This window comes from Streptomyces sp. Tue6028 (genome assembly GCF_002300165.1).
GTDB lineage: Bacteria > Actinomycetota > Actinomycetes > Streptomycetales > Streptomycetaceae > Streptomyces > Streptomyces siamensis.
Window position 1 is genome coordinate 113563 of sequence record NZ_MLCE01000021.1, and the last position, 24580, is coordinate 138142.

Annotated in this window: 25 protein-coding genes and 2 tRNA genes; 17 read left to right on the forward strand and 10 right to left on the reverse strand. The window is 69.1% G+C overall.

All coding sequences use genetic code 11. The annotated features are described in order from the left end of the window. Positions 1-11 precede the first annotated feature (11 nt). The 4 genes from gyrA to BKI49_RS35880 all read left to right on the forward strand — a co-directional run bounded on the left by gyrA (position 12) and on the right by BKI49_RS35880 (position 5183). Entirely contained in the window at positions 12-2606 is a 2595-nt protein-coding gene (gene gyrA / locus BKI49_RS18880) for a DNA gyrase subunit A (RefSeq protein WP_095935453.1), read from the forward strand. An 18-nt stretch (positions 2607-2624) separates the two neighbouring features. Beyond that, positions 2625-3314 (forward strand): DUF3566 domain-containing protein, encoded by a 690-nt coding sequence (locus tag BKI49_RS18885; protein WP_095935454.1) that lies wholly within the window; start codon positions 2625-2627, stop codon positions 3312-3314. A 101-nt stretch (positions 3315-3415) separates the two neighbouring features. Then, positions 3416-3492 (forward strand) — tRNA-Ile (locus BKI49_RS18890). Between the two features lie 260 nt (positions 3493-3752). Then, positions 3753-5183 carry a PA14 domain-containing protein gene (locus BKI49_RS35880; protein ID WP_257004858.1) on the forward strand — a complete coding sequence of 477 codons (1431 nt, stop codon included), beginning with the start codon at positions 3753-3755 and terminating at the stop codon, positions 5181-5183. A 118-nt stretch (positions 5184-5301) separates the two neighbouring features. On the opposite strand, the gene BKI49_RS18905 is transcribed toward BKI49_RS35880, so the two are convergent. The 4 genes from BKI49_RS18905 to BKI49_RS18915 all read right to left on the reverse strand — a co-directional run bounded on the left by BKI49_RS18905 (position 5302) and on the right by BKI49_RS18915 (position 8147). Next, positions 5302-5928, reverse strand: a complete 627-nt coding sequence (locus tag BKI49_RS18905; RefSeq protein ID WP_095935455.1) for a hypothetical protein — start codon at positions 5926-5928, stop codon at positions 5302-5304. A 130-nt stretch (positions 5929-6058) separates the two neighbouring features. After that, positions 6059-6748: a WhiB family transcriptional regulator gene (locus tag BKI49_RS36340; RefSeq protein ID WP_107469372.1), complete on the reverse strand. Its 690-nt coding sequence runs from the start codon at positions 6746-6748 to the stop codon at positions 6059-6061. Next, a complete protein-coding gene (locus BKI49_RS35350; RefSeq protein WP_107469374.1) occupies positions 6745-7557 on the reverse strand; it encodes a BN159_2729 family protein in 813 nt (270 codons plus the stop codon). Before BKI49_RS35350 ends, BKI49_RS36340 begins: the two co-directional genes overlap by 4 nt. Further along, the gene (locus BKI49_RS18915) at positions 7554-8147 is read right to left on the reverse strand and encodes an RNA polymerase sigma factor (RefSeq protein WP_257004859.1); all 594 of its coding nucleotides are present in this window, start codon (positions 8145-8147) and stop codon (positions 7554-7556) included. The genes BKI49_RS35350 and BKI49_RS18915 overlap by 4 nt, the downstream gene beginning before the upstream one ends. A gap of 374 nt (positions 8148-8521) precedes the next feature. Here BKI49_RS18915 and BKI49_RS18920 point away from each other — a divergent pair, with 374 nt between their 5' ends. Together BKI49_RS18920 and BKI49_RS18930 are read left to right on the forward strand one after the other, a co-directional pair. Then, positions 8522-8944: a helix-turn-helix domain-containing protein gene (locus tag BKI49_RS18920; RefSeq protein ID WP_028799379.1), complete on the forward strand. Its 423-nt coding sequence runs from the start codon at positions 8522-8524 to the stop codon at positions 8942-8944. Between the two features lie 437 nt (positions 8945-9381). Beyond that, a complete protein-coding gene (locus BKI49_RS18930) occupies positions 9382-9615 on the forward strand; it encodes a hypothetical protein (protein ID WP_257004860.1) in 234 nt (77 codons plus the stop codon). 22 nt (positions 9616-9637) lie between these two features. Here BKI49_RS18930 and BKI49_RS18935 read toward each other — a convergent pair whose 3' ends face one another. After that, positions 9638-10027, reverse strand: coding sequence for a DUF6344 domain-containing protein (locus tag BKI49_RS18935; RefSeq protein WP_257004861.1), 390 nt, complete (start codon positions 10025-10027; stop codon positions 9638-9640). Positions 10028-10366: 339 nt separating this feature from the next. On the opposite strand from BKI49_RS18935, the gene BKI49_RS35545 reads away from it, so the two are divergent. After that, positions 10367-10495, forward strand: coding sequence for a DLW-39 family protein (locus tag BKI49_RS35545; RefSeq protein ID WP_003999697.1), 129 nt, complete (start codon positions 10367-10369; stop codon positions 10493-10495). Positions 10496-10788: 293 nt separating this feature from the next. After that, the gene (locus tag BKI49_RS18945; RefSeq protein ID WP_179332495.1) at positions 10789-12351 is read left to right on the forward strand and encodes a hypothetical protein; all 1563 of its coding nucleotides are present in this window, start codon (positions 10789-10791) and stop codon (positions 12349-12351) included. Positions 12352-12393: 42 nt separating this feature from the next. Here the strand turns inward: BKI49_RS18945 and BKI49_RS18950 are convergent, their stop codons facing one another. Both BKI49_RS18950 and BKI49_RS18955 read right to left on the reverse strand, forming a co-directional pair. Continuing rightward, positions 12394-14433, reverse strand: a complete 2040-nt coding sequence (locus BKI49_RS18950; RefSeq protein ID WP_095935459.1) for a serine/threonine protein kinase — start codon at positions 14431-14433, stop codon at positions 12394-12396. Positions 14434-14572: 139 nt separating this feature from the next. Continuing rightward, the gene (locus tag BKI49_RS18955) at positions 14573-15121 is read right to left on the reverse strand and encodes a helix-turn-helix domain-containing protein (protein WP_028799374.1); all 549 of its coding nucleotides are present in this window, start codon (positions 15119-15121) and stop codon (positions 14573-14575) included. A gap of 182 nt (positions 15122-15303) precedes the next feature. On the opposite strand from BKI49_RS18955, the gene BKI49_RS18960 reads away from it, so the two are divergent. Beyond that, positions 15304-15376, forward strand: a tRNA-Ala gene (locus tag BKI49_RS18960). A 526-nt stretch (positions 15377-15902) separates the two neighbouring features. On the opposite strand, the gene BKI49_RS18965 is transcribed toward BKI49_RS18960, so the two are convergent. Next, complete coding sequence (locus BKI49_RS18965; RefSeq protein ID WP_095935460.1) at positions 15903-16604, reverse strand: DUF5324 family protein; 702 nt, start codon at positions 16602-16604, stop codon at positions 15903-15905. A 438-nt stretch (positions 16605-17042) separates the two neighbouring features. Here BKI49_RS18965 and BKI49_RS18970 point away from each other — a divergent pair, with 438 nt between their 5' ends. Together BKI49_RS18970 and BKI49_RS18975 are read left to right on the forward strand one after the other, a co-directional pair. After that, positions 17043-17576, forward strand: coding sequence for a peptidylprolyl isomerase (locus BKI49_RS18970; RefSeq protein WP_095935461.1), 534 nt, complete (start codon positions 17043-17045; stop codon positions 17574-17576). A 148-nt stretch (positions 17577-17724) separates the two neighbouring features. Beyond that, positions 17725-18633, forward strand: coding sequence for a rhomboid family intramembrane serine protease (locus BKI49_RS18975; RefSeq protein ID WP_095935462.1), 909 nt, complete (start codon positions 17725-17727; stop codon positions 18631-18633). Between the two features lie 275 nt (positions 18634-18908). Here BKI49_RS18975 and crgA read toward each other — a convergent pair whose 3' ends face one another. Beyond that, positions 18909-19163, reverse strand: coding sequence for a cell division protein CrgA (gene crgA / locus BKI49_RS18980; RefSeq protein ID WP_028799370.1), 255 nt, complete (start codon positions 19161-19163; stop codon positions 18909-18911). 142 nt (positions 19164-19305) lie between these two features. Between crgA and BKI49_RS18985 the strand changes: the two genes are divergently transcribed. From BKI49_RS18985 to BKI49_RS19010, 6 genes are all read left to right on the forward strand, one after another. Beyond that, complete coding sequence (locus BKI49_RS18985; RefSeq protein WP_095935463.1) at positions 19306-20085, forward strand: DUF881 domain-containing protein; 780 nt, start codon at positions 19306-19308, stop codon at positions 20083-20085. 46 nt (positions 20086-20131) lie between these two features. After that, complete coding sequence (locus BKI49_RS18990) at positions 20132-20830, forward strand: class E sortase (protein WP_095935783.1); 699 nt, start codon at positions 20132-20134, stop codon at positions 20828-20830. Between the two features lie 25 nt (positions 20831-20855). Continuing rightward, positions 20856-21065 carry a hypothetical protein gene (locus BKI49_RS18995; RefSeq protein WP_095935464.1) on the forward strand — a complete coding sequence of 70 codons (210 nt, stop codon included), beginning with the start codon at positions 20856-20858 and terminating at the stop codon, positions 21063-21065. Continuing rightward, the gene (locus BKI49_RS19000; protein WP_095935465.1) at positions 21062-21700 is read left to right on the forward strand and encodes an aminodeoxychorismate/anthranilate synthase component II; all 639 of its coding nucleotides are present in this window, start codon (positions 21062-21064) and stop codon (positions 21698-21700) included. The genes BKI49_RS18995 and BKI49_RS19000 overlap by 4 nt, the downstream gene beginning before the upstream one ends. Next, on the forward strand, positions 21697-23037 hold the full coding sequence (locus BKI49_RS19005; protein WP_095935466.1) for a class E sortase: 1341 nt from the start codon (positions 21697-21699) through the stop codon (positions 23035-23037). Before BKI49_RS19000 ends, BKI49_RS19005 begins: the two co-directional genes overlap by 4 nt. Before the next feature lie 86 nt (positions 23038-23123). Then, a complete protein-coding gene (locus tag BKI49_RS19010) occupies positions 23124-23885 on the forward strand; it encodes a class E sortase (RefSeq protein WP_373557561.1) in 762 nt (253 codons plus the stop codon). A 142-nt stretch (positions 23886-24027) separates the two neighbouring features. Here the strand turns inward: BKI49_RS19010 and BKI49_RS19015 are convergent, their stop codons facing one another. Continuing rightward, positions 24028-24393 (reverse strand): hypothetical protein, encoded by a 366-nt coding sequence (locus BKI49_RS19015; protein WP_095935468.1) that lies wholly within the window; start codon positions 24391-24393, stop codon positions 24028-24030. Positions 24394-24580 lie beyond the last annotated feature (187 nt).

Sequence of the window (24580 nt, forward strand, 5' to 3'; positions counted from 1 at the left end):
CTTCACCAGCAATGGCCGACGAGAACACCCCCAGTACGCCTGAAGAGGGCGGCGAGATCGTCATGCGTGTCGAGCCCGTCGGGCTCGAGACGGAGATGCAGCGCTCGTACCTCGACTACGCGATGTCCGTCATCGTTTCGCGTGCGCTGCCCGACGTGCGGGACGGCCTCAAGCCCGTCCACCGCCGCGTCCTGTACGCCATGTACGACGGCGGCTACCGCCCCGAGAAGGGCTTCTACAAGTGCGCCCGCGTCGTCGGCGACGTCATGGGCAACTACCACCCGCACGGCGACTCCTCGATCTACGACGCGCTGGTCCGCCTCGCGCAGCCGTGGTCGATGCGCATGCCGCTGGTGGACTCCAACGGCAACTTCGGCTCCCCGGGCAACGACCCCGCCGCCGCCATGCGCTACACCGAGTGCAAGATGGCGCCGCTGTCCATGGAGATGGTTCGCGACATCGACGAGGAGACCGTCGACTTCACGGACAACTACGACGGCCGCTCCCAGGAGCCGACCGTCCTGCCGTCCCGCTTCCCGAACCTGCTGATCAACGGCTCCGCCGGTATCGCGGTCGGCATGGCCACCAACATCCCGCCGCACAACCTGCGCGAGGTCGCGGCCGGCGCCCAGTGGTACCTGGAGAACCCGGAGGCCTCCCACGAGGAGCTCCTGGACGCCCTCATCGAGCGCATCAAGGGCCCCGACTTCCCGACCGGCGCCCTCGTGGTCGGCCGCAAGGGCATCGAGGAGGCGTACCGCACGGGCCGCGGCTCGATCACCATGCGCGCGGTCGTCGAGGTCGAGGAGATCCAGAACCGCCAGTGCCTGGTGGTCACCGAACTCCCCTACCAGGTCAACCCGGACAACCTCGCCCAGAAGATCGCCGACCTCGTCAAGGACGGCAAGATCGGCGGCATCGCGGACGTCCGTGACGAGACTTCGTCGCGCACGGGCCAGCGGCTGGTCATCGTCCTGAAGCGGGACGCGGTCGCCAAGGTCGTCCTGAACAACCTGTACAAGCACACCGACCTGCAGACGAACTTCGGCGCCAACATGCTGGCACTGGTCGACGGCGTGCCGCGCACCCTCTCCCTGGACGCGTTCATCCGCCACTGGGTGGCGCACCAGATCGAGGTCATCGTCCGCCGGACGAAGTTCCGGCTGCGCAAGGCCGAGGAGCGCGCGCACATCCTGCGCGGTCTGCTGAAGGCCCTGGACGCCATCGACGAGGTCATCGCGCTGATCCGGCGCAGCGACACGGTCGAGATCGCGCGCGAGGGCCTGATGGGCCTCCTGGAGATCGACGAGATCCAGGCCAACGCCATCCTCGAGATGCAGCTGCGCCGGCTCGCCGCCCTGGAGCGCCAGAAGATCATCCAGGAGCACGACGAGCTCCAGGCGAAGATCACCGAGTACAACGCGATCCTCGCGTCGCCCGTGCGTCAGCGCGGGATCATCAGCGAGGAGCTCGCCGCGATCGTCGAGAAGTTCGGCGACGACCGCCGCTCCAAGCTGGTGCCCTTCGACGGCGACATGTCCATCGAGGACCTCATCGCCGAAGAGGACATCGTCGTCACCATCACGCGCGGCGGCTACGTCAAGCGCACCAAGACGGACGACTACCGCTCGCAGAAGCGCGGCGGCAAGGGCGTACGCGGCACGAAGCTCAAGGAAGACGACATCGTCGACCACTTCTTCGTGTCGACCACGCACCACTGGCTGCTGTTCTTCACCAACAAGGGCCGCGTCTACCGTGCGAAGGCCTACGAGCTCCCGGACGCCGGCCGGGACGCGCGCGGTCAGCACGTCGCCAACCTGCTGGCCTTCCAGCCGGACGAGGCGATCGCCGAGATCCTCGCGATCCGTGACTACGAGGCGGCGCCCTACCTGGTCCTGGCCACCAAGGGCGGCCTGGTGAAGAAGACGCCTCTGAAGGACTACGACTCGCCCCGTTCGGGCGGCGTCATCGCCATCAACCTCCGTGAGACGGAGGACGGTTCGGACGACGAACTGATCGGAGCCGAACTCGTCTCGGCCGAGGACGATCTGCTGCTGATCAGCAAGAAGGCCCAGTCGATCAGGTTCACCGCGACGGACGACGCATTGCGCCCCATGGGCCGTGCGACCTCGGGCGTCAAGGGAATGAGTTTCCGCGAAGGCGATCAGCTTCTCTCGATGAATGTTGTTCGACCCGGTACGTTCGTGTTCACTGCGACAGACGGTGGGTACGCGAAGCGGACCGCTGTCGACGAGTACCGCGTCCAGGGTCGCGGCGGCCTCGGTATCAAGGCCGCCAAGATCGTCGAGGACCGCGGCTCCCTCGTCGGTGCGCTGGTGGTCGAGGAGACGGACGAGATCCTCGCCATCACACTGTCGGGCGGTGTGATTCGTACGCGAGTCAACGAGGTCAGGGAGACGGGCCGTGACACCATGGGTGTCCAGCTGATCAACCTGGGCAAGCGCGATGCCGTGGTCGGTATCGCTCGTAACGCCGAGGCCGGTCGTGAGGCGGAGGAAGTCGACGGTGACATCACCGTGGACGAGTCCGCCGAAGGCGCGGAGGCCATCGGTACGGACGAGGGCGAGCAGTCCTCGGCCGAGTAGCGCGAGGAGTGAGTCATCGTGAGCGGAGCCACGGGCGCCGGATCGACCGGTACGGAAACGGACGGCGGCCGTGGCCCCGCCACGGATGCGACTGACTCCCATGACTCTCATGTTTCCCAGGGGGGAACTGTGACCGACACCCGAGGCCCGCAGGCCCAGCAGTACGCGGGCGGCCAGCCGGCCCCGGCAGGGGCGCCCCTGGCGCCGGGCTCGCCGCTGCCCGGGGAGCGACAGCCCCAGCAGCCCGGCCAGCCCTATCACCCGCCGCAGGCCTACCCGGCTCAGACGCCTTCGGGCGCGGTGCGCCGGCCGCGTACGGGCGCCCGTACGACACCGCGGACGCGCAAGGCGCGGCTGCGGGTGGCCAAGGCCGACCCCTGGTCGGTGATGAAGGTCAGCTTCCTGCTCTCCATCGCGCTCGGCATCTGCACGATCGTGGCGTCGGCGGTGCTGTGGATGGTCATGGACGCGATGGGCGTCTTCTCGACCGTCGGCGGCACCATCTCCGAGGCGACCGGGTCGAACGAGTCCAACGGCTTCGACCTCCAGTCGTACCTGTCGCTCCCGCACGTCCTGATGTTCACGTCCGTCATCGCGGTCATCGACGTGGTCCTGGCGACCGCGCTGGCCACGCTCGGAGCGTTCATCTACAACCTGTCCGCGGGCTTCGTCGGCGGTGTCGAGCTGACGCTCGCCGAGGACGAGTGAACCCCCGTTCAAACGTCTCCCGACTATCGATTTTGGGACTGGCCGCGTCGTGCGCTAATCTTCAGAGGTCAGCGCGCGGGACACACACCGCAAAGCGCGGCGGGGCTATAGCTCAGTTGGTTAGAGCGCATCCCTGATAAGGATGAGGCCACAGGTTCAAATCCTGTTAGCCCCACCAGCACGAAGACCCCCGGTCCACACGGACCGGGGGTCTTCTGCATCCACGGTCGCCATCGACCGGCGGTCGGATCCTCCGGGGGCTCACGGCGCGCAGGAGGCAGGTGAACCGGGTCCCGGTCCGGTGCAGGCCGACACCTTCCAGAGGCCGGGCGATCGCGCTCCGAGCCCCCTTCACGCCGGGGCGTGCGCCGTGCAACCTTCCTCCGGGCTCACGAGTCTCCACGCTGTACTTCGTCCCGCACAGCGTGAAAGGCCTCCGTGCACCAGAAGAGTCTTGTCGCCGCCCGGACCGGCGGTGCCCTGTGCGCCGTCCTCCTCGGCAGCCTGCTGACCGCCGCCCCGCAGGCGGCAGCCGCCGACGTCACCTGCTCGACCGACGTCTACAAGCGGACGTTCTACAAGAACACCTCGTTCTCCGGCTCTCCGGTGAAGACCGACTGCGACAGCGCGATCAGCCAGAGCTGGTCCGGCAGCCCGGTCTCCGGCGTGCCGTCGAACGGCTTCGGCGTCCGCTGGTCGGTGACCCGCGACTTCGGCTCCGGTGGCCCCTTCACGTTCACCGTCTCCGCCACCGACGGCGTCCGCGTCCACCTGGACGGTGTCCGCAAGATCGACCTGTGGAAGGGCACCGGTGACACCGCCCGCTCCAAGAGCGTCAATGTCACCATCCCCTCCGGCAAGCACACCCTCCGCGTCGACTACGTGAACTGGACCGGCGCCGCGAAGGTCAAGTACACGTACACCCCGCGGACCTCGGCCACGTACGACAAGACGAAGCCGCTCGCCCCCACCGGCGTGAAGACCGCCTACAACACCACCACCCGCAGGACGACCGTCTCCTGGTCCGCCAACAAGGAGATGGATCTGGCGGGTTACTCCCTCTACCGGCGGCCCGTCGGTTCCGGCACCTGGACGAAGGTCACCACGACCACCGCCCGCAGCCACACCGACCCGCTGGTCAACCCCGACGACCGCACGCCGTACTACTACGAGGTCCGCGCCAAGGACAAGGCGGGCAACACCTCGTCGGGCAGCACGGACACCATCGTGCGTCCCCTGCCCGTCGTCGCCTCCCTGACCGGCACCTACGACAAGGCGACCGGCAACGTCACCCTGAAGTGGCCCCTCAACACCGAGGCGCACTTCGACCACTACACCGTCCTGAGCAACGACAAGGTGGACGGCTCCTACGTGTGGGTCCCGCTCGGCACCACCAAGGGCAGCACCTGGACCACCGGACCGGTCACGGCAGACGGCGAGACCCGCCACTACCGCGTCCTCGTCACCAACGACGGCGGCACCACCACGTACAACCCGCTCTGGCTCGACGCCACCGCCACCAACGAGCTCTGGCTGGACATCCCCGACGGCATAGCCCCCGCCTACGCCCCGGATCTGACCCTGGGGACCTGCGCGGGCGGCATCCAGGCGACCGCCGGCGACAGCACGCCGGCTCCGATTCGCGACTTCATCGGCTTGGAGATCGAGCGTCGCGAAGCGGGGACGGACACCTGGTCGGTGGTCCTGCACAAGGGGTTCGACCCGCGCCTCTCCACCGCCACGGCCACCGTCTGCGACCCGCTGCCCGCCGACGGACGCAGCTACGACTACCGGGCCCGTACCTATGACGCGGCCGGGAACTACTCGCCGTCCAGCACGATCGAGACCGTGACCGTGCGGATCGGCTGACAGGCACGGGGGCCACGCCCTGCGGGTGGGTCCACCGGTCCGAAGGCCCCCGACCGATCACGGTCGGGGGCCTTCGTCATGTCGGTCACGGGCCCCGTGCTCCGCGCGCGGGCGTTCGTCAGCCGCCGTGCCGCAGTTCCGAGACGAACGCCGCCACACCGTCCTCCAGAGCCAGCAGGCTGGTGTGCCGGCGGATGTGCGCGTACTTCGCCTCCGTCTCGCGGTCGTCCGTGCCGCGGTACGCCTCGCCCGGCCGCGGCGTACGCCGCGGCGCATGACGGAACAGGTGCGCGTTCCTGGGCGAGATCGGCCAGGACATCACCTCGCCCCCGGCCGTCAGGTGCAGGACCTCCCAGCCGTCGCCGTCGTCCGTCACGGGGGTGACGACGGCGCTCGCCGGGTGCAGCGCCGCGAGCCAGGCGAGGAGATGCGCCCGCTCCCGGTCCAGGCCGTCGCTCAGCCGCTCGTACGCATCGGCGTGCCGCTGCCAGCGGGTCACCTCGTGGTGGGAGGCGTACGGGCCGGCCGCGGCCGGGGCGTCCGACGGGTGCCGTACGGGGGTACCGGCCGCATCGGGATGCGGGTCGGGGCGGCCGTGCCGCAGGAGGGTGTCGAGGAGACCGCGGAACCGGCCGGGGGCGCGATGGGACCTCCGCGGGCCGGACCGTGCCGCCGCGGCCCACGTCGGCTCCGGCGCGTACTCGGGATCCCATGAAGGGGGCGGGGGCGTGAGGGAAGAGGACATGAGGTGCTCCAGGGTGCTGTCCGGGAGGGACGCCGGGACCAGGAGCCCCGACGCGGAGCGCCCGGAGGGGGCCGGCCGGGCCCGGGTGGGTGGTCCCCGCACTGTCCGGGACGTCCCCGGCCCGTCCGGATCAGGCGGAGGCGGGCGCGGGGGAAGGAACAGGGGAAGGCGCGGGGAAAGGCGCAGGCACAGCGACCGGGGCAGTGCCTGGCGCGGCCGGGGACGTTGCCGGGCCGCCGTGGCCGTCGCGCGTCGGGCCGTCGGTGGATCGCACCGTCGACCCGGTACGCCGGTAGAGGCGGGCGTCGCGGGCATTGGCGGCCCGGCACGCCTCGTCGGCCGGCTCGCCCCTGCGCACGTGCCGCTGGTAGGCCGCGCGTGTTCCGCAGGGTGCGGGCTCCCCGCGCGAGCGGCCGGCCTCGACGGGCCGTGCGGCGACCTTCGGGGGCTTCCGGGCCCGGGCGCGGCGCTTCTCCAGTTCGTAGCGCTGGGAGCCGGTGAGGCCCGCGACGATGCCCGCCCGGTCGCAGCGGGACAGGCCTGCCTCGCGGCGCAGCACGGCGGCACGGCACTCCGGAAGCACCTGGCACGCGTTGCATATGGCCGTGGCCGTCTCACGCGTCCGGCCGGAGAACCACAGTTCGGGGTCCTCGTCGCGGCACGCGGCGCGCAGCTCCCAGCCCGGAACGCCATGGCCCTCGTCCGGGCGCGGTGCAGCCGACTTCTTCCGCGGCCCCCCTGCGCGGGGGACGGCGGCCCTTTCACGGACCGGGAGACGCCCTGCGGCCGGGGCCCGCGAGCTGTCGCCGTGGGCACTCATCGCGCGCGCCCGCGCCGCGTCATGGGCACGGTCACGGGGCCACGCACGGCCGGGCCCGTGCGGGTGCGCCCGTCGGCCGCGTCGGGGACGGGGCTCCGCACCGGCTCCCGGGAAGGTGACAACGGGCCCATGTACGCGGCCACATTGGCGAGCGAGCACCGCTCGGGACGGCCGTCCACCGACAGCAGCGGCATGCCGTCGTCGGTGCTCCAGCCCTGGAAGAACCAGACGTTGCCGTGCGCGTCGCGCTGAGGCACCGCCAGGTCGTACCTCCGGCCCTCGAACTCGAACGGCCTGGCCGGTGGCGTGCCTTGTGCGTCGTGCGGCGTCCGGCGCGGCTCGTACGCCAGCACCGAGACCCGCACCCCTTCGTACCGGCACTCGCCCGTCACCGCGTGCGGCAGGAGCCGCTCGGTGGTGTGGGGGATGCCGAAGTGCGCGCGCCACCGCATCCATTGGTCCCGGTCGACGACATGCAGCACGACGCGTACCCGGTCGCCGTCCGCCCGGACGCTGTGGAAGTCCTGGTGCCGGCCGATGTGCTGCTCGATGGCGGCCGCGAGGCGGCGGGCGTGCGCGCAGGACGCGTCCCAGGCGCGTGCCTGGCGTTCCAGGTCCGTCAGACCGCGAAGCCCGCACGACCAGCCGCCTGCCGGGGTGCGGTGCAGCACGATGCCGTAGGAGCGTTCGGGATCGACCAGCAGGTGCTCGCCGTCGAGGGCGTGGGCCGCCGCGACGAACGGATCCACGCCACCGGCCGCCAGGGCCGCACGGATCACCCGGGCGGCATGGGGGAGGTTTCGGTTCACGCCGCGTTCGCCTCCGTCGACGTCCGCACCTTCCGTAACGCGCGGAAGGTGAGCCCTCTGACCGCGCCGACGCTGCGGCCCATCGTGCGTGCCGTCTCCGCGGGGGACATGCCGCCGAGGAAGCGCAGCTCCAGACACTGCCGCTGATGAGGGCTGAGGGAGTTCAGCGCGTTCCGTACGGCGTCGCACGCCTCGACCGCCTCCAGCACGCGCAGGGCGGAGGACTCGGCGCTCCGGTCGGACCCGTCGACGTCCGCGGGTTCGGGGACCAGGGTCTCCAGCCGGGTACGGCTCGTCCGCACCTCGTCGAGGTGCAGGTTCCTGGCGATGGTGAGGAGCCAGGCGGCGAACGTGACGCCCTGCCAGGTGAAGGTGCCGATGCGGCGCAGGGCGCGGGCGAAGACCTCCTGGGTGAGGTCCTCGGCGAGGTGCCGGTTCCGTGTCCGCAGGAGGAGGTAGCGGTACACGGATCTCCAGTGTTCCTCGTACAGCGCGGCGAAGGCCGCGCGGTCGCCGGCACGGGCTCGTGCGACGCATTCGGGCTCTGCCGCTCCCGGCGGCGTGATCTCACATGTGATCTGTGGGGACACGTCTTGTGCGCTCCTTTGTCACAGAGGTTCGTGGATTCGGCGCAAGGCTTCGCAGGCTGTAACGAGAAATACTCAATCTTCGTGTAGATGTAGATTCACGCGAGGTGGGTGAGGGGTGGTGCGAGATGCCTGAGCCGCCTGTTGCCGCACGGCGGGGGCTGGGGCGCCGGAGGCTCATGTGATCGATGTGATCTACAGTGTGCGTGTAGATGTAGATCCTGTCAAGAGTGTGAGGCCCGTGCGAACTGGCGACGGGGGGTGTGGGGCGTGCGGTAGTGCGTGAACAGGGTGGAGTGCTCCGTGCTCCGAGAAAGCCGGATGTCAATCTGCGATCTACTTGCGCATGTGGATGTTGTTGGTCGATGCTCGGGAACGTGACCAAGCAGCCTCATCAACCCGGCGAACCCGGCTCCGGCGAGGGTGTCGCCCATGGGGGTGAGGACCTTGCCGCACTGCTGGAACGTCTCCTTGCTCAGGTGCCGGACAGGACGCAGAAGGATCTGGCCGAGCAGGCCGGCATCTCGTATCCCACGCTCAACGCGTGGATGAATCGGACCCGTGGAACGTCCCGTATCGATCCCGAGAAGCTCCGCGCGATGGTGGAAGTGTTCCGTCGTTGGGGCGTGAAGACCACGCCGCGGGAATTCTTCGCGACTGTCGGCCGACCGGTTCCCGGCCCCAGTGGGGACGAGCGGGAGGCCCAGCTGCTGAAGCTCTACCGGCAACTGCCCGAGTCCAGGCAGCGCGCCCTGGTCAAGAACGCCGAGGCGATGCTCCAGCTCAGTCGCGTCATCTGAAAGTGGCTCACGTCTGAAGGTCGTTCGTGTCTGATGATCGTTCAGCTCTGATGGTCGTTCACGGTCTGCGGTTCGTTCAGGTCTGAGGGCGGCTCGTCGTGCGCAGGCCGTTCGTCGCCTGAAGGTCGTATGCCGTCCGCGGGTCGTACGCCGTCCGCGGGTCGTTCGTCGTCTGAAGGGCCTGCGCCGGCCGGTGGGCCCGGACGCGTCCGTGGGAAGTCCTGGAGGTGGTCTGGGGCGCGGCCTTGCCGATGAGGCGTTCCGATCGTGGTGCGACCGTGTTCTCCACGGTGCGGACATCCGGGCGGAACACTTCGACGGGTCTCGCGTGGCTTGGACGCGTGAGTACGAACGGCGGGCCGCTGGCCTCCCGGAGCGGGATCACTTTATGCCTGGGGTCATTCCCTGGGGAGGTAGTTGTGTGCATCCTGATCTGCGTGGCGGACGATCTGCCGAAAATCGCCGTCTGGGACCCTGACGAGGTCAGCATCCTCGTGGCGAGAGGCAGCGAGACCGGCGAACTGCTGCGGGAGGTGCAGGAGATCCTCACGATCGACCTCGGTGCGCCGGCCACTGCCGGCGCGGCACTTCTCTGCTTCTGCGGCACACGAGTGGAACTGCCCGGCGAACTCGCACTTCTCGGTGCGGTCGAGGCTCCCGACACCCGCTGACGCGCAGAGCGTTCGATGCCCGTCACTGTGTACCGGTGTGGCAGCCGACCATGGAGGTGGAGCCGGCCGTGTCGACGTGGTCGGTGGCGGCCGTGGAGTCGGTCAGCGCGTTCATGAAGGCAGTCGTGTCCGTGGAGGGGCGGTGACGGCATGCGGGGGAAGAGCCGTGTGCCTCGGCGCGGATGCGCTGCTTCATCGTCGGTGGAAGTCCCTTGTCGGCGGACCATGCCGGGGACCAGCCCCAGAGCGGCAGCTCCGGGAGCGTCGCGGTCGGGACGCTGGTGTTGCGCTCGGGCTCCGGCTGGGGTACCGCCGCGGCGGCGGTCGTGGTGACGAGGCCGAGTGTCGTGCACAGGGCGAGGAAGGCGGTGACGATGGCGGTCCACAGTTTCATGACCTGGTTCCTGGCCATGTTCCCTCACTTTCGGGTTGGGCGATTTGCGTACTTTCCTCATGATGTGTATGGGGCTCTCGAAGTGGTGGACCCACGCTCGTGGCGCGTCGATCTTCTGATGAACACCCACTCGGATGGGTGCATGAGAGCTGCAAAGTGGAGAAGAAGGGCTTAGAGGGGACAAAATCACCGTCCGTGGAGGTGTGCTCACCCTCTGGTCGCAGCGGATCGAGTGACTTCTACTGCGCTGTCCCGGCCGTGAGTTGGGGGGCCGACGCAGGTCACCGATCGATATCGGTCGGTGTGTATAGTCGGGCGCCAGAGGTCCCCTACGTCAACGAAAGACGAGGTCGCGCGGTGAAGAAGCTTCTCCTGGTCGCACTGGCCGCCATCGGCGGGCTCCTCGTGTACCGCCAGATCCAGGCGGATCGCGCCGAGCAGGATCTGTGGACGGAGGCGACTGACTCCGTGCCCACGGGTTCGTGAGTATCGACAACAGTCTCAGAGCAGACCCCGGCCGCCCTCGCGGTCGGGGTTTTGTGTTCTCCGCGGGCGTTTGCGGAGCCGCCGGTTCTCCACGGCACATGAGTCGGTTCTCCACGGCACAGGAAGTGACGACCGACGGCCTGTGTGTGTTCGGCGCACCGCGCGACGAGGACCGTGCGCATCTTGGGCGTACGCGCCGTTTCGGCCGCTTGTGCGGATAGCGCGGGTGGTGCGGTGGTGGGCGGGGCAGGATGGGCCCACGATTCCGGGGCCTTGACGAGGGGTGGCGCGTGATGGGGCGGCGCACGGTGTGGTGGCTCGGCCGGGCGCTGCCGGCTTCCGGAGCCGCGCTGGTCGCGGTGCTCGTGCCGACCTGGCAGACCGGCACGGCCTACGCGGCCGGCACGCAGCCGGTCGGGGGCGACCGGGGTGGCACGCGCCCGATCGCGGCCGATGCGGGCACGATGCGCACGGGCATTGCGGATGGGGGTGGAGCGCGTACGGCCGGGGACGCCGTGGCCGACGCGGAACCGACGCCGTACGCCTTCGCCGAGGGAGCCACGAGCGTCGACGGCGCCACCGGCACCACGGGCGCCGCACGACTGGAGCCGGGCAAGGCCTACCGGAGCTCCATCGGCAAGGACGGCAAGCTCTACTACCGCCTGGTGCTCGACGACGTGTCCAATGCCTACGTCTCCGCCACCGCCGTCCCCAGGCCGGGTACGCGGATCTCCTACTCCGACGGCATCAAGGTGTCCGTGCAGGACGGCAACAGCCGCAACTGCTCCTTCTCCGGGACCGCGCACTTCGGCGCCACGCAGAGCTCCCATCCGATCGCCGCCTGGGCGACCCGGGAGACGAGCGGCCATCCGTACGCGTGCCAGACGGCGGGGACGTACTACGTGGTCGTCGAACGCAGCGGCACGGCCGGGTCCTCGTCGGGTCTCTGGGACCTGGAACTCGACTACGTCTCGGAGCCGGGCCTGCGGAAGGCCGGCTCGACGACCGCCCCGGAGACCTGGAACTCCGCCACACCGGAACCCCTCACCGGCGACCCGAAGCGCCGCCGCGGTGGCGCCGGGTTCAGCACCGCGACGTCGCTGCGCCAGGGCATCTGGCAGGACGGGATCAGCCCCGGGCAGACGCTGTTCTACAAGGTGCCGCTCGACTGGGGACAACAGCTGTACGCCACCGCCGCGCTGGGCAGTTCGGGCCGGGGCGAGGGCTCGGTGGGCACCGCGCTCGTCATGTCCCTCTACAACCCCGTGCGCGGTTTCGTGGACGACGTCGGCTCCGGATACGACGGCGGGCAGCGGTCCGCCGCGCTCGAACCGCTGCCCGCGGTCGCCTACGAGAACCGGTACGCCCTCAGCGACCGGGTGAGCGGCATGCGGTTCTCGGGTTCGTACTACCTCGTCGTCCATCTCGCCGCGCAGGTCGCCGAGCGCTTCGGCGACGGGCCGGTGGGGCTGACGCTGAGCGTGCGCAGGGACGGTGCCGTGCGGGCCGGGCCGTCGTATGCGGGGCGACCCGAACCCCGCGACGCGTTCGACGTCCCGGCGGACGACTCCGACGACCAGGCCGACGACGGGGCCGACGCCGACGGTGCGGTGGGCGGTGCGGGTCCCGGGGGCGGCGGCAGCGACCGCGCCGACGGCACGGGTGCCGGCGGCGACGGCGCCACGATGAGGGTGGTCGCCGCGGGCGGGATCGGCACGGGGAGTCTGTTGATGCTGATCCTCGGGGTGTGGACGGTGCTCGCCCGGCGGCGACCCGTTCCCGCACCCGAGGACGCGGACACGGCCTCGGCCGCGGTGCCGGCGCCGTGGGAGCGCGGGGCGCCGAGGAGTTGGTAGCGCCCTCCAGGTTCGGAGCTGCCTGGTTCAGATCTGCCTGGTTCAGATCTGCGTGAGGGCCCAGAAGCCCACGGCGAAGCAGGCCAGCGCGATGAGGAACATCGGGACGGCCACCTTCGCGGGCGGTCCGGGACGTGGCCGGGCCCGCCTCGCACGATGCACCGGAACCCGTCGCGCCTGAGCCGGAACCTGCGGGGACCGAGCGGTGTATGAAGCAGTAGAGGCGTACGCGGGCTGGTGCATCGTGGCGGCAGGAGCCGCGGATCGCTGGGGGGAGGGCACGTGCGTGGGCGTTGGAGTGGGCGCGGCGGTGGGCGTGGGGGTCGGCGTCGGTTCGAAGGCCGGGGGATGCAGGGGAGCGGGCAAGGGCGGCACGACCGGGGCGGGAGGAGCGAGCGCCTGGGCCTTGTGCCATGCCTGCTGGGCCTGTGCCTGGGCCAGAGCCTGATCCGGCGGGCGGGGCGGCTGCTGCGGGACCTGCTGGGCGTCCCGCTCGGGCTGTCGCCGCGGCTCTCCTTCGGCGACGCCCGGCTGGGGCGGAGGCAGATGGAAACTGCCGGTGTCCGACATCGAGGCCGGCAGCGGAGGGGCGGCGCCGGCAGCGGACCGAGACGGGTCATCGGGGGATGCGGATACGGACTCCGGCCCGACGTCACGGGAGGCGGACTCCGGGCCTATGGTGCGGGGCGCGGACTCCGGGGCCACAGCGCGGGAGGCGGACTCCGCACGCGTGATGCCGGGCGCGGACTCCGGGCCCACCGTGCCGGACGCGGGCTCCTGACCCGCGGTATCAGGTGCGGGGCCTGGCTCGACGGTGCCGGACGCGGACAGCCGCTGTCCGTTGCGAAGAGCGGCCCCCGGGTGCTCGTCGCCGAGGGGGGAGTGCGGCTGCGCAACGCGCGGTGTGGAATCCGCCTGTACGGCGCTGTGAGCGGACTCGTCCTCCGCGTCACCGGCGTGGACGGCAGGCCGTATGTGATCGGCGCGCGGCTCGGGACTCGCGTACCCGGTACGAGATCCTGTCCGCCCGCTCTCGGGAGCGCTGCCCCCGTACGAGCCGTCCCCATACCCGCTGTCTCCGTAAGCGGTGCCGTCGGACGCGGTGCTGTCCGACGCGGTGCTCTCGGACGCGGTGTCCTCGGACGCGGTGTCCGCGGGCCGCGGGCCGGACGCGGGGGACCGGGATACGGCCGGCGCGGTCTTGAGCGGTCCCCTCGGGCCGAACCCTTCGGGGAGCGGCCCGAGTTGGTCGAACACCTCGATCAACTCGTCGTCGGGACCGGGCTCGGGCAGCAGCTCGGCGGCCGAGGCGAGCGCCTTGCGCGCTCCCGTCGCGGTGCGGAACCGCGCGTGCGGGTCGGGCTGCACCAGCGTGGCCACGACCTGCCACAGCGGCTCGGGTATGCCCCGTGGGGCGGACGGCGTGCCGTGCGCGGCGAAATACTCGATCAGCGCCTTGGCGTCGGGCTTCGCGCCCTCCAGCAGATACAGGGCGACCAGACCCACGGCGAACAGGTCGGCGGGGAAGTCCGGTTCGGAGCCCAGCATCTGCTCGGGCGCGAAGTAACCCGGGGTTCCCACCACGTAGTTGGTCTCCGTCAGCCGTGGCTCGCCGAGGCGCATCGCGATGCCGAAGTCCGACAGACGCAGTCGCGGACGGGCCATGCCGGTCGCCTCGAGCAGCACGTTGGCGGGCTTGATGTCGCGGTGGATGACGCCTTCCGCGTGCACGGCGGCGAGGCCCGCGAGCAGCTGGTCGAGCAGGACACAGACGAAGGGGGCGGGCAGAGGGCCGTAGTCATTGACCAGGTGGACCAGGGAGCCACCCGCGACAAGGTCCATGGTGAACAGGACCTTGTCGTCGTCCGCGGCCCAGCTGGCGGGAGCCAGCACATGCGGATGGTCGATCCGCAGCGCCTGCTCCCGCACGAAGCGGAGCAACGCGTGCGCGTCGCTCTGCTGCAACACCTTGGCGGCCACGTACCGGCGGCGGCGGTGGTCCCAGGCGCGCCAGACCGCACCGACTCCCCCGCGGCCGATCGGGTCGACCAGTTCGTACCGGCCGGCGAAGACCTCACCCATGGTCGTGTGTCGCTCCCCTTCGGCGGTCGGTCAGGAGACCTCTCCCGAGATGCCCGGCCGCCCGAGTCGGGCAGCTGGAGAAGATGAGGGTCTCCAGCTGCCGTGCGTTCGGCGGCAGGGTGTTCGGCGGCCGGGCGGCTCAGCTCTGGTGCGACTGGTAGTGCGCGACCGCGTCGGAGGTACGGCCGGCGCCGTACACCCGGAGGAACTCTGCCAGTTCCGGGTGGGTCGGGGCGAGGGTGTCCGCCGCGTCGATGATGTCGCCGGCCGCGGCCACCGAGCGCAGCAGCGACTGGATCTCGCGCACCACGCGCTTCACCGTCGGCGCGCCCGAACTGCTCGTCGACTGCGTGGTGTTGCTGAGCACCGATCCCCCCTGGGACTTCTTGATCTCATCCATGCGCTCGGTCGCCTCGGCGGCGCTGACGCTGCCGTCCGCGACCTGCCCCGCCAGGTCCTGCAGAAGCTGCACGCGCTGGACGACCGCCGGATTGCCGATCTTGGCTCGCTGACCGCTCATCAGCTGCGACAGCATGGGCGCCGACAGGCCCAGCACCCCGGCCAGGCGCGCCTGGTTGAGCCCAAGATCCTCGATGAGCCTACGGAAGAGCGCCCCCAACGGCTCCCCGTACCAGTTCCGCTGCAGCTCCCGGGCTCTTGCGGTTGCTTCCTGCTGTGCGGCGTCCATTGCGTCTCCCCATCGCTTCCCCAAATACCGCGGTTCGCTGTAGCGAACCACGTCGAGCATCTTACGGAGAGTGGTCGTCCACGGGGACCCCCAATCTTTTTGCGAGATCCCGGGGGTGACCCGGTACTCTGGTCTGCGGCGCCCGTCGACAGGTGGTTCCTGTGGTCGGACGTTCCTCTTCCGGGGCCTTAGCTCAGTTGGTAGAGCGCTGTCTTTGCATGGCAGATGTCAGGGGTTCGACTCCCCTAGGCTCCACATCTCGGACCGGCCAGACGCCTTTTTCGGCGGCTGGCCGGTTTTTCTATGTCCCATTTTGGTCCGGGTACGAGCCGGCAGTGAGGCCTTCGTCGGACGCCTGAGAGACCGGGGGCGCTCCCCGTGCGGCAGAGGTGGTGACGTGCGTCACACGCAAACCTTTGCAGTCGTTGCTTCTTCTTTGCGCAAATGTGAGCGACTGTGTGGCTCCGGCGTCTGCCGCGAGCGTGGGTGCTCGGCTCGGACGTCGGGGCGTGCCGGCGCGGGTGCCTTGTGTGAGCTGGCGTGAAGGTATGCGGGTAGTCGTATCAACGCATTCTGTTAACAACATCTGCACGGATACTGCACATGCCGGTCGTTGCAAACGTCATCACGGGCCGACTCAGTAAACGGGGAGCGGACGGCCATGGGGTCGGGGAGAGCGTCCCGTGGCGGGCGATGTACCTGCGTTCCACGTGAAACATCGCCGTGGGGCAGGAGAACTGACAAGTCTCCTGCCCCACGGCGATGTTGAGAGAGCGGTCGGTCAGCGGCGGTCGTCGCGCTCCGCCGCCCGCTCCTCGGCCTCCTTGGCCTGAACCTCGGGGTCCAGATCGGACCGGCCGCTGCCGTCGACCGCCGTCAGGCGTCCGCCTTCGGGTACTTCGGTCGCGGCGGGCGGCTCGACCAGCCAGTCGGGGTTGGCCTGCTTGTCCCACCATTTCCAGGCGGCGAATGCGCCGGCCGCGAGGACTCCCGCGATCACCAGTCCCTTGGCGAGACGGCCGACCCTCGCCCGCCGCTCGTGCTTGCGGACCAGCTTCTCGATCTCCTTCGGTGAGACCTGGCCGCGCAGCGCGGCGATGGCCGCGATGCTCCGTGCCGCGGCCTCTTCCCGGACGGGCTGGGACGCGGCGATCGCCTGTTCGATCCGCGGCCTGGAATAGTCGGCGGCCTGCCGGGCCGCGATACGGGTGCGGACGGCGGCCTCATGCGCGGCCTGGTCCACCTTCGGCGGCACATGGGTGCGGGCCTGTTCCAGGCGCGGCGCGAGATGGGCGTCGTACTGCACACGGGCCTGTTCGGCGGCCTGCGAAACCTTCGGTGCGAGCCGTACGCGCGCCTCGTGCGCATAGTACGAAGCCTTGTCCTTGGCCGTGTCGGCGTAGGGCGCCACCACTTCCGCGGCGTGCAGCACGCTGTCCTTCGCCGAGCCGGTCGCGGCGCGCACGCTGTCGATGCGGGTCACGGGTTTCCTCCTCCTCGGTGGCGTACGTCGGGGGTCTGAGGTGCCCCCAATGACACACAGTTCACCTTTCCACCCTTAACGGGATCATGCCCGCCCGCGAGGTCCGGGGCATGTGAAGACGGGCATCCGGGTCACGGGTACTGACTCCGGGTGACTCGGAGCAAGATCCGGTCGGGTGTCGATCACGTGAGATAGCGGATGAATACGGGGCAACAGGAGCTTGTCGTCGACAATGCCACGGATCGTCGCGCCGTGCCCCTGTCCCGGGGGGACTCGACCGTTTTTCTGTTCGTGCCACACGCGGACCTTCGCTCGGAGGTGAGGAACGGGTGACCGGCAACGGGAGCGCGAAACCCCTTGAAAGAGTGGTGACGGGAGACGGGCAGGGCTGTCCGTGCGAGGATCGGGGAGTCAAGAGAAGGCAACGGAAGGCAGATCGTGGCTGAGCAGCTGTACGCCACCCTGAAGACCAACCAAGGCGACATCGAAGTCCGGCTCCTGCCGAACCACGCCCCCAAGACGGTCCGGAACTTCGTGGAACTCGCGAAGGGCGAGCGTGAGTGGGTCAACCCGGCGACGGGTGCGAAGTCCACGGACAAGCTCTACGACGGCACGGTCTTCCACCGGGTGATCAGCGGATTCATGATCCAGGGCGGTGACCCCCTGGGCAACGGCACCGGCGGTCCCGGCTACCAGTTCGAGGACGAGTTCCACCCCGACCTGGCCTTCGACAAGCCGTACCTGCTGGCCATGGCCAACGCCGGGCCGGGCACGAACGGCTCGCAGTTCTTCATCACCGTCTCCCCGACGGCCTGGCTGACCCGCAAGCACACCATCTTCGGCGAGGTCGCCGACGCGGCGAGCCAGAAGGTCGTGGACGCCATCGCGAGCACCCAGACCAACCCGCGCACCGACCGCCCCGTCAGCGACGTCGTCATCGAGTCGGTCGTCGTCGAGACCCGCGAAGGCTGAGCCGAGCGGGCTCGCACCGCCGAGTCCGAAGGATCCCGCAGGGAACCAAACGCCCCGTTCATCCGTAAGGATGGACGGGGCGGTGCGTTGCGCACACAGACCCTGTTCGCCGCGCGTGAGCCCGCCGTACGGAGATTGAGGGGAACCCATGGACCAGGCGCCAGGCAGCCCGCAGGACCCGCGGGACCAGGGACCGCAGAACGCGCAGAGCCTGCCGACCTGCTACCGACACCCGGACCGTGAGACGGGTATCCGCTGCACCCGCTGCGAGCGCGCCATCTGCCCCGAGTGCATGGTCAGCGCCTCTGTCGGCTTCCAGTGCCCCGAGTGCGTGCGCACCGGTTCCGGCACCGGCCACTCCCCGGCGGCCAACCAGCCCCGCACCCTCGCCGGCGGCAGAGTCACCTCCGACCCCCGGCTCGTCACCAAGATCCTCATCGGGGTGAACCTGGTCGTCTTCCTGGCGCAGCAGGTGCTGGGCGACAGCTTCACCGACCGCCTCTATCTCTTCGGGCAGGCCCAGCTCGACGGCCGTATCCAGGGCGTCGCCGAAGGCCAGTGGTACCGGATGCTGACGTCGATGTTCCTGCACGGGAGCATCGTCCACATCCTGTTCAACATGCTCAGCCTGTGGTGGATCGGCGGTCCGCTCGAAGCGTTCCTCGGCCGCGCCCGCTACCTCACGCTCTATCTGCTCTCGGGCCTCGCGGGCAGTGCGCTGACCTATCTCGTCGCCGCCACCAACTCGCCCTCGCTCGGTGCCTCCGGCGCGATCTTCGGTCTGTTCGGAGCGACGGCGGTGCTGATGCGCCGGCTCAACTACGACATGCGGCCGGTCATCGCCCTGCTGGCGATCAACATGGTCTTCACCTTCAGCCCGGCGTTCAACATCGCCTGGGAGGCACACGTCGGCGGTCTCGTCGGAGGCGTCGTCGTCGGGTACGCGATGGTGCACGCGCCGCGCGAGCACCGGAACGCCATCCAGTACGGCGTCTGTGCCGTCGTCCTCGCCGTGGTCGTGGTTCTGACGCTGGTCAGGACCGCTCAGCTCACCTGAGGGCGCTTCCGACCCGCTGAGCACGCGTCCGGATCGACCGGGAGTCGATGTTGTCCACAGATCGTGGCGGATCTTGTGCACGCTGTGCGGGAACAGCTGTGCCCCCTGTCACTGACCAGAGTTTTCCCAGGTCAGGCAGGGGGCGAACAGATTTGCGGATCGCGGTAGGTCAGTCACACCGGCGTCAACCCCGGATGAGTTATCCACAGATCGTCGTTCTTTTTCCACCTGTGGAAAACGGCTGTGGATAACTCAGTGGATAGCCGTGGGCAGAGCTACTTCCACTGTGTGGAGACGCCGAATCCCGCCGCGATGAAGCCGAAGCCGACCACGATGTTCCAGTTGTCCAGGGCGTCCACCGGCAGCGAGCCGTCCGTCACGTAGAAGACGACGATCCAGGCGAGGCCGATGAGGAACATGGCCAGCATGACGGGCGCGACCCAGGCGCGGCTGGTCAGCTTGAGGTTGGTCGCCTGCTTCGCCGGAGGCGGCGTGTAGTCGGCCTTCTTGCGGATACGTGACTTCGGCACGAGGGTCTCTCCTGTCGATGCGCTGCGTGGCCGCGCAGGGAACTGGGGCGGGCTCCGGGGCAGCGTACAAGGGGACACTGAGCGCTCCCCCGGGCGTCCGTTAGCGTAGTGCTTCCGCGGCGCCTAAGGAGATAAGGGTACGTTGAGCAATTCTGCCGACTCCCCAGGGACGGGTACGAGTCCTGCCGGTACGCGCCGTTTCCGGCCCGTACGCGTGCTCACGGCGGCCGTCTTCGCGCTCGCCGGCCTGATCTTCTTCACCAGCTTCAACACGGCCAAGGGCACCAACATCCGCTCGGACACCTCCCTGCTGAAGCTCTCCGACCTGATTCAGGAGCGCAGCCACAAGAACGCGTCGCTCGACGACTCCAACGGTGCGCTGCGCGACGAGGTGGACGGGCTCGCCGGACGAGAGGACGGCAGCAGCAAGGCCGAGGACGCCAAGCTCGCCGCCCTGGAGGAGAACGCCGGCACCCAGAAGCTCAAGGGGAAGGCCGTCACGGTCACCCTCAACGACGCCCCGCCGAACGCCACGGCCAAGCTGCCGGGCTATCCCGAGCCGCAGCCCGACTATCTGGTCATCCACCAGCAGGACCTCCAGGCCGTCGTGAACGCGCTGTGGCAGGGCGGCGCCGAGGGCATCAAGGTCATGGATCAGCGGCTGATCTCCACGAGTGCCGTGCGCTGCGTCGGCAACACCCTGATCCTCCAGGGCCGGGTCTACTCGCCCCCGTACAAGATCACCGCGGTCGGCGATCCCGAGAAGCTCAAGAACGCGCTCGCCGCCTCCCCGGCGATCCAGAACTACATGGTCTACGTCAACGTCTACGGGCTCGGCTGGAAAGTGGTCGAGAACGGGACGGTGACTCTTCCCGGCTACTCGGGCACAGTGGATCTCCACTACGCGAAGCCTGTGGAGTAGTACGCCGAGCCTGTGGAGCAGCTGCCGCTGGGGGGCCCTTGTGTCGGTGCGGGTGGTCGTCCGGACGGTCAGCGAACTGTGCATCACCGTCGGCACTCTGATCGTGCTCTTCGTGGTCTACGTGCTGTTCTGGACCGGGGTGAAGGCCGACAACGCGATGGACCACCAGATCGACGAGCTGCAGAAGCAGTGGTCGAAGGGTGCCGTCGCTCAAGGGACCCAGGCCCCGTCGGGAGACCGGGCGACCGCGAGCCCGAAGCCGCCCGGCCCGTACACGTACGGCAAGCCGTTCGCGGTGATGTACATCCCGCGGCTTGGTTTCACGTGGAACAAGCCCCTGCTCGAAGGCACCGCCACGGACGTCCTGAAGAAGGGGCTCGGCCACTACCGGGGCACGGCCCAGCTCGGGCAGACGGGCAACTTCGCGGTGGCCGGCCACCGGCGCACCTATGGGGACCCCTTCAAGGACTTTCCCGAGCTGCGCCGCGGTGACGCGGTGGTGCTGACCGACGGGACGACGTGGTTCACGTATCGGATCGACAAAGGCCCCTACAAAACTCTGCCCTCGGACATTGAGGTGATCGACCCTGTCCCACGTAAGTCGGGGTATACGCGGCCGGGCCGCTATCTCACGCTGACCACGTGCGACCCGGAGTGGGGACACAGCCACCGGCTGATCGTCTGGGCGCACCTCGACTCCACGCAGCCTGTGGAGGCTGGGAAACCGCAGGCTCTACGCCGTTAGTCTGGTGCAGTACGGCAGGAGTCCGATGGTGCGAGTGGCGACTCCGGTGCCGTGGTGCGACGGAAGGGACGGCATGTACGGCTGGATCTGGCGGCATCTGCCGGGGAACGTATGGGTGAGGGCACTGATCTCGCTCGTACTCGTCCTCGCGATGGTCTACGTGCTCTTCCAGTACGTCTTCCCGTGGGCGGAGCCGCTGCTTCCCTTCAACGATGTGACGGTGGACAACCAGTGAGCACGCGGATTCTCGTCGTCGACAACTACGACAGCTTCGTCTTCAACCTGGTCCAGTACCTGTACCAGTTGGGCGCCGAGTGCGAGGTGCTCCGCAACGACGAGGTGTCGACCGCGCACGCCCAGGACGGCTTCGACGGCGTGCTCCTGTCACCCGGTCCGGGCGCGCCCGAACAGGCCGGCGTCTGCATCGACATGGTCCGGCACTGCGCCGCGACCGGAGTGCCCGTCTTCGGCGTCTGCCTCGGCATGCAGTCGATGCAGGTGGCGTACGGCGGTGTGGTGGACCGCGCGCCCGAGCTGCTGCACGGCAAGACCTCGCTCGTCGAGCACCACGGGAAGGGGGTCTTCGCGGGCCTGCCGTCCCCGTTCACGGCCACGCGCTACCACTCGCTGGCCGCCGAGCCGGACACCGTTCCGGCCGAGCTGGAAGTCACCGCCCGCACCCACGACGGCATCGTCATGGGCCTCAGACACCGCGAACTTCCCGTCGAGGGCGTGCAGTTCCACCCCGAGTCGGTGCTGACCGAGCACGGCCACCGGATGCTCGCCAACTGGCTGGAGGAGTGCGGCGACAAGGTGGCCGTGGCGAGGTCGGCGGGGCTCGCCCCGGTGGTGGGCAGGGCCACGGCGTGACCGCACTGCGCCCCGAGCGCGACAGCTCCCCCTACGGCGGCGAGGCCGCGTACGGGGGCGCTGACGCGTTCGAGGGCGCGGGGGGCTTCGAGGCGGCCGTCGACCGGCTCGCGGACCCGCTGACGGACCCGCTGCCGGGACAGCCGCGCACGGAGCAGCCCGTGACCGCGGGACGCCAGGAAGGCTGGTACGAACCGGAGGGGTACGCGCGCGACTGGTATCCGGGACAGGACCAGCCCCAGCCTCCGGCACAGACGCCGCCACGGCAGCCGCGGCACGCGGCACAGGCACAGACACAGACACAGACACAGCAGCAGTCGTACGCCCCGTCGTACGAGGAGCCCGCGGCCGTCCCGTACGAACAACCGGCCGCCGTCCCGTACGAGGACCCCGGCACGGCCCCGTACGGCCAACCGGTCGCCCCCGCGCTGCCGTTGGACGACGAGACGGTGGCGCTGCGCATACCGGACGCGCCGGAGAAGCCCCGAATAGGCGAGAGCGCCACACCCGCCCCAGGGGGCCGCGCGGCGCGGCGCAAGGCCGCCCGGCGCCATGGGCGGCACGGAGGCGCCCAGGAGGCCTCGGAGGGCCTGGAACCCGCTCAGAAGGGCGCTGAGGCCCCTCTGAGCCGGTTGGAGGCCCGGCGCGCGGCACGGGCGCGCAAGCCCAGTGCGGGTGTCGTCGCGAGCCGGGTGATCGGCGAGGTGTTCATCACCACCGGTGTGCTGATGCTGCTGTTCGTGACCTACCAGCTGTGGTGGTCCAACGTGCGGGCGCACCAGCAGGCGGGCAGCGCCGCGCATCACCTCCAGGAGGACTGGGCGAAGGGCAAACGGAACCCGGGGACCTTCTCGCCGGGCCAGGGCTTCGCCATCCTGCACATCCCCAAGCTGGACGTGGTCGCGCCGATCGCGGAGGGCATCAGCAAGACGAAGGTGCTCGACCGCGGGATGGTGGGTCACTACGGCGAGGGCGACACCAAGACCGCGATGCCGGACGCGAAGAGCGGGAACTTCGGGCTGGCGGGACACCGCAACACGCACGGCGAGCCGTTCCGCTACATCAACCGGCTCAAGCCCGGGGACCGGATCGTGGTCGAGACGCAGGACGACTACTACGTCTACGAGATGACGTCGATCCTGCCGGTGACGCCGCCGAGCAACACGAGCGTGCTCGACCCGATCCCCAGGGGTTCGACTTTCACCGAGCCGGGCCGCTACATCACACTGACCACCTGCACGCCGGAGTTCACCAGCAAGTACCGGATGATCGTCTGGGGCAAGATGGTCGAGGACCGCCCGCGCAGCAAGGGCAAACCGGACGCGCTCGTCGGCTGAGAGCGCACGGGCGCTCGACGATGTGCGCACATGGGTGCGTGAGCACCCGAGACAACCTGAGACAGACCAGACGGGGCAGATGCACAGTGGCAGCGAGGACCGACCACGACGAGCGTGCCGGATCGCAGACCGGTTCGGCGGCCCACGACCACGCGGGCAGGCCGAGGCGCCGCGGCGGCCGCATCGCGATGGCGGTCAGCGTCTTCGGCGAACTCCTCATCACCGCGGGTCTGGTGCTCGGGCTGTTCGTCGTCTACTCCCTGTGGTGGACGAACGTCGTCGCCGACCGCGAGGCGCACAAGCAGGGCGACAAGGTGCGTGACGGCTGGGCGCAGGACAAGGGCGGTCCGGGTGCTCTGGACACCAAGGCCGGCATCGGCTTCCTGCACGTCCCGTCCATGAAGAACGGCGAGGTGCTCGTCGAGAAGGGCACCTCGACCAAGGTCCTCAACGACGGTGTCGCCGGCTACTACACGGACCCGGTCAAGTCGTCGCTGCCGATGACGGGCAAGGACGGCAACTTCACCCTCGCCGCCCACCGGGACGGCCACGGTGCCAAGTTCCACAACATCGACAAGGTCAGGAAGGGCGACGCGATCGTCTTCGAGACCAAGGACAAGTGGTACGTCTACAAGGCGTACGCCATCCTCCCGGAGACCTCGAAGTTCAACGTCAAGGTCCTTCAGTCGGTCCCCCAGCAGTCCGGCAAGAAGAAGCCCGGCCAGTACATCACCCTGACGACCTGCACCCCTGTCTACACGTCCCGCTACCGCTACGTGGTCTGGGGCGAGCTGGAGCGCGTGGAGAAGGTCGACAGCGACCGGACGCCGCCGAAGGAATTGCGCTGACGTGAATGCGCGTCCCTCTCCCCGAGGGACACACGACGAGAACCGGGCCCGAAGTCGCATTTTCCCCTGAGCGACTCCGGGCCCGGTCCTTTACCGCAGGCAATTCATTTTGTTCAGCCATTCAACGACTGAACCGTGCCGTTCAGCTGGTGAGGTTGTTCTTGAACCCGCTGAACTTGTCGCCGCTCTTGATGAGGGAGACACGCACGCCGACCTTGATGTTCTCCGGGACCTTGTCCGAGAAGCACTTGTACGCGTGAGAACCGCCACCCTGGGTGGTGTGGAGCTCAGCGATGGTCTCGTACGTGCTCATACGGAAAAGGTGGATCTCGACGTTGTAGCCGTCCTTCTGGTTGTCGTACACCGTCAGGCAGTCACCGTCGTGGCCGAACGCTCCCTGGCCACCCGGGTCCCAGTCAGTGGTGTAGACCCAGCCGCTGTTGGTGCCGGCCGAGGCCGTACCCGTCGCGAGGAACGTGAGAGAACAGGCGGCACCGAGTACCGCCAAAATGCGCTTCTTGATTTTACTACCCCCGAATCGGTCCGGGCGGACACTTTCCCGCCCGCCCCGGACATTACCAATTCATGAGAAGTTGATCAACATTTGCCTTTTACTTGTCGGAGTGACGCGCGACACGTGGTGCGGAATTGGCTACAGGTGGTGCGGAAATGGAGAAGGGCCCCGGTACTCGATT

Excerpts from the sequence above, each read along its gene's own strand:
- BKI49_RS18995 (WP_095935464.1), top strand. The coding sequence starts at position 20,856 with ATGGTGCGAGTGGCGACTCCGGTGCCGTGGTGCGACGGAAGGGACGGC.
- BKI49_RS18905 (WP_095935455.1), bottom strand. The coding sequence starts at position 5,928 with ATGTCCTCTTCCCTCACGCCCCCGCCCCCTTCATGGGATCCCGAGTAC.
- BKI49_RS18945 (WP_179332495.1), top strand. The coding sequence starts at position 10,789 with ATGGGGCGGCGCACGGTGTGGTGGCTCGGCCGGGCGCTGCCGGCTTCC.
- gyrA (WP_095935453.1), top strand. The coding sequence starts at position 12 with ATGGCCGACGAGAACACCCCCAGTACGCCTGAAGAGGGCGGCGAGATC.
- BKI49_RS18975 (WP_095935462.1), top strand. The coding sequence starts at position 17,725 with ATGGACCAGGCGCCAGGCAGCCCGCAGGACCCGCGGGACCAGGGACCG.
- BKI49_RS18950 (WP_095935459.1), bottom strand. The coding sequence starts at position 14,433 with ATGGGTGAGGTCTTCGCCGGCCGGTACGAACTGGTCGACCCGATCGGC.
- BKI49_RS18935 (WP_257004861.1), bottom strand. The coding sequence starts at position 10,027 with ATGGCCAGGAACCAGGTCATGAAACTGTGGACCGCCATCGTCACCGCC.
- BKI49_RS36340 (WP_107469372.1), bottom strand. The coding sequence starts at position 6,748 with ATGAGTGCCCACGGCGACAGCTCGCGGGCCCCGGCCGCAGGGCGTCTC.
- BKI49_RS18955 (WP_028799374.1), bottom strand. The coding sequence starts at position 15,121 with ATGGACGCCGCACAGCAGGAAGCAACCGCAAGAGCCCGGGAGCTGCAG.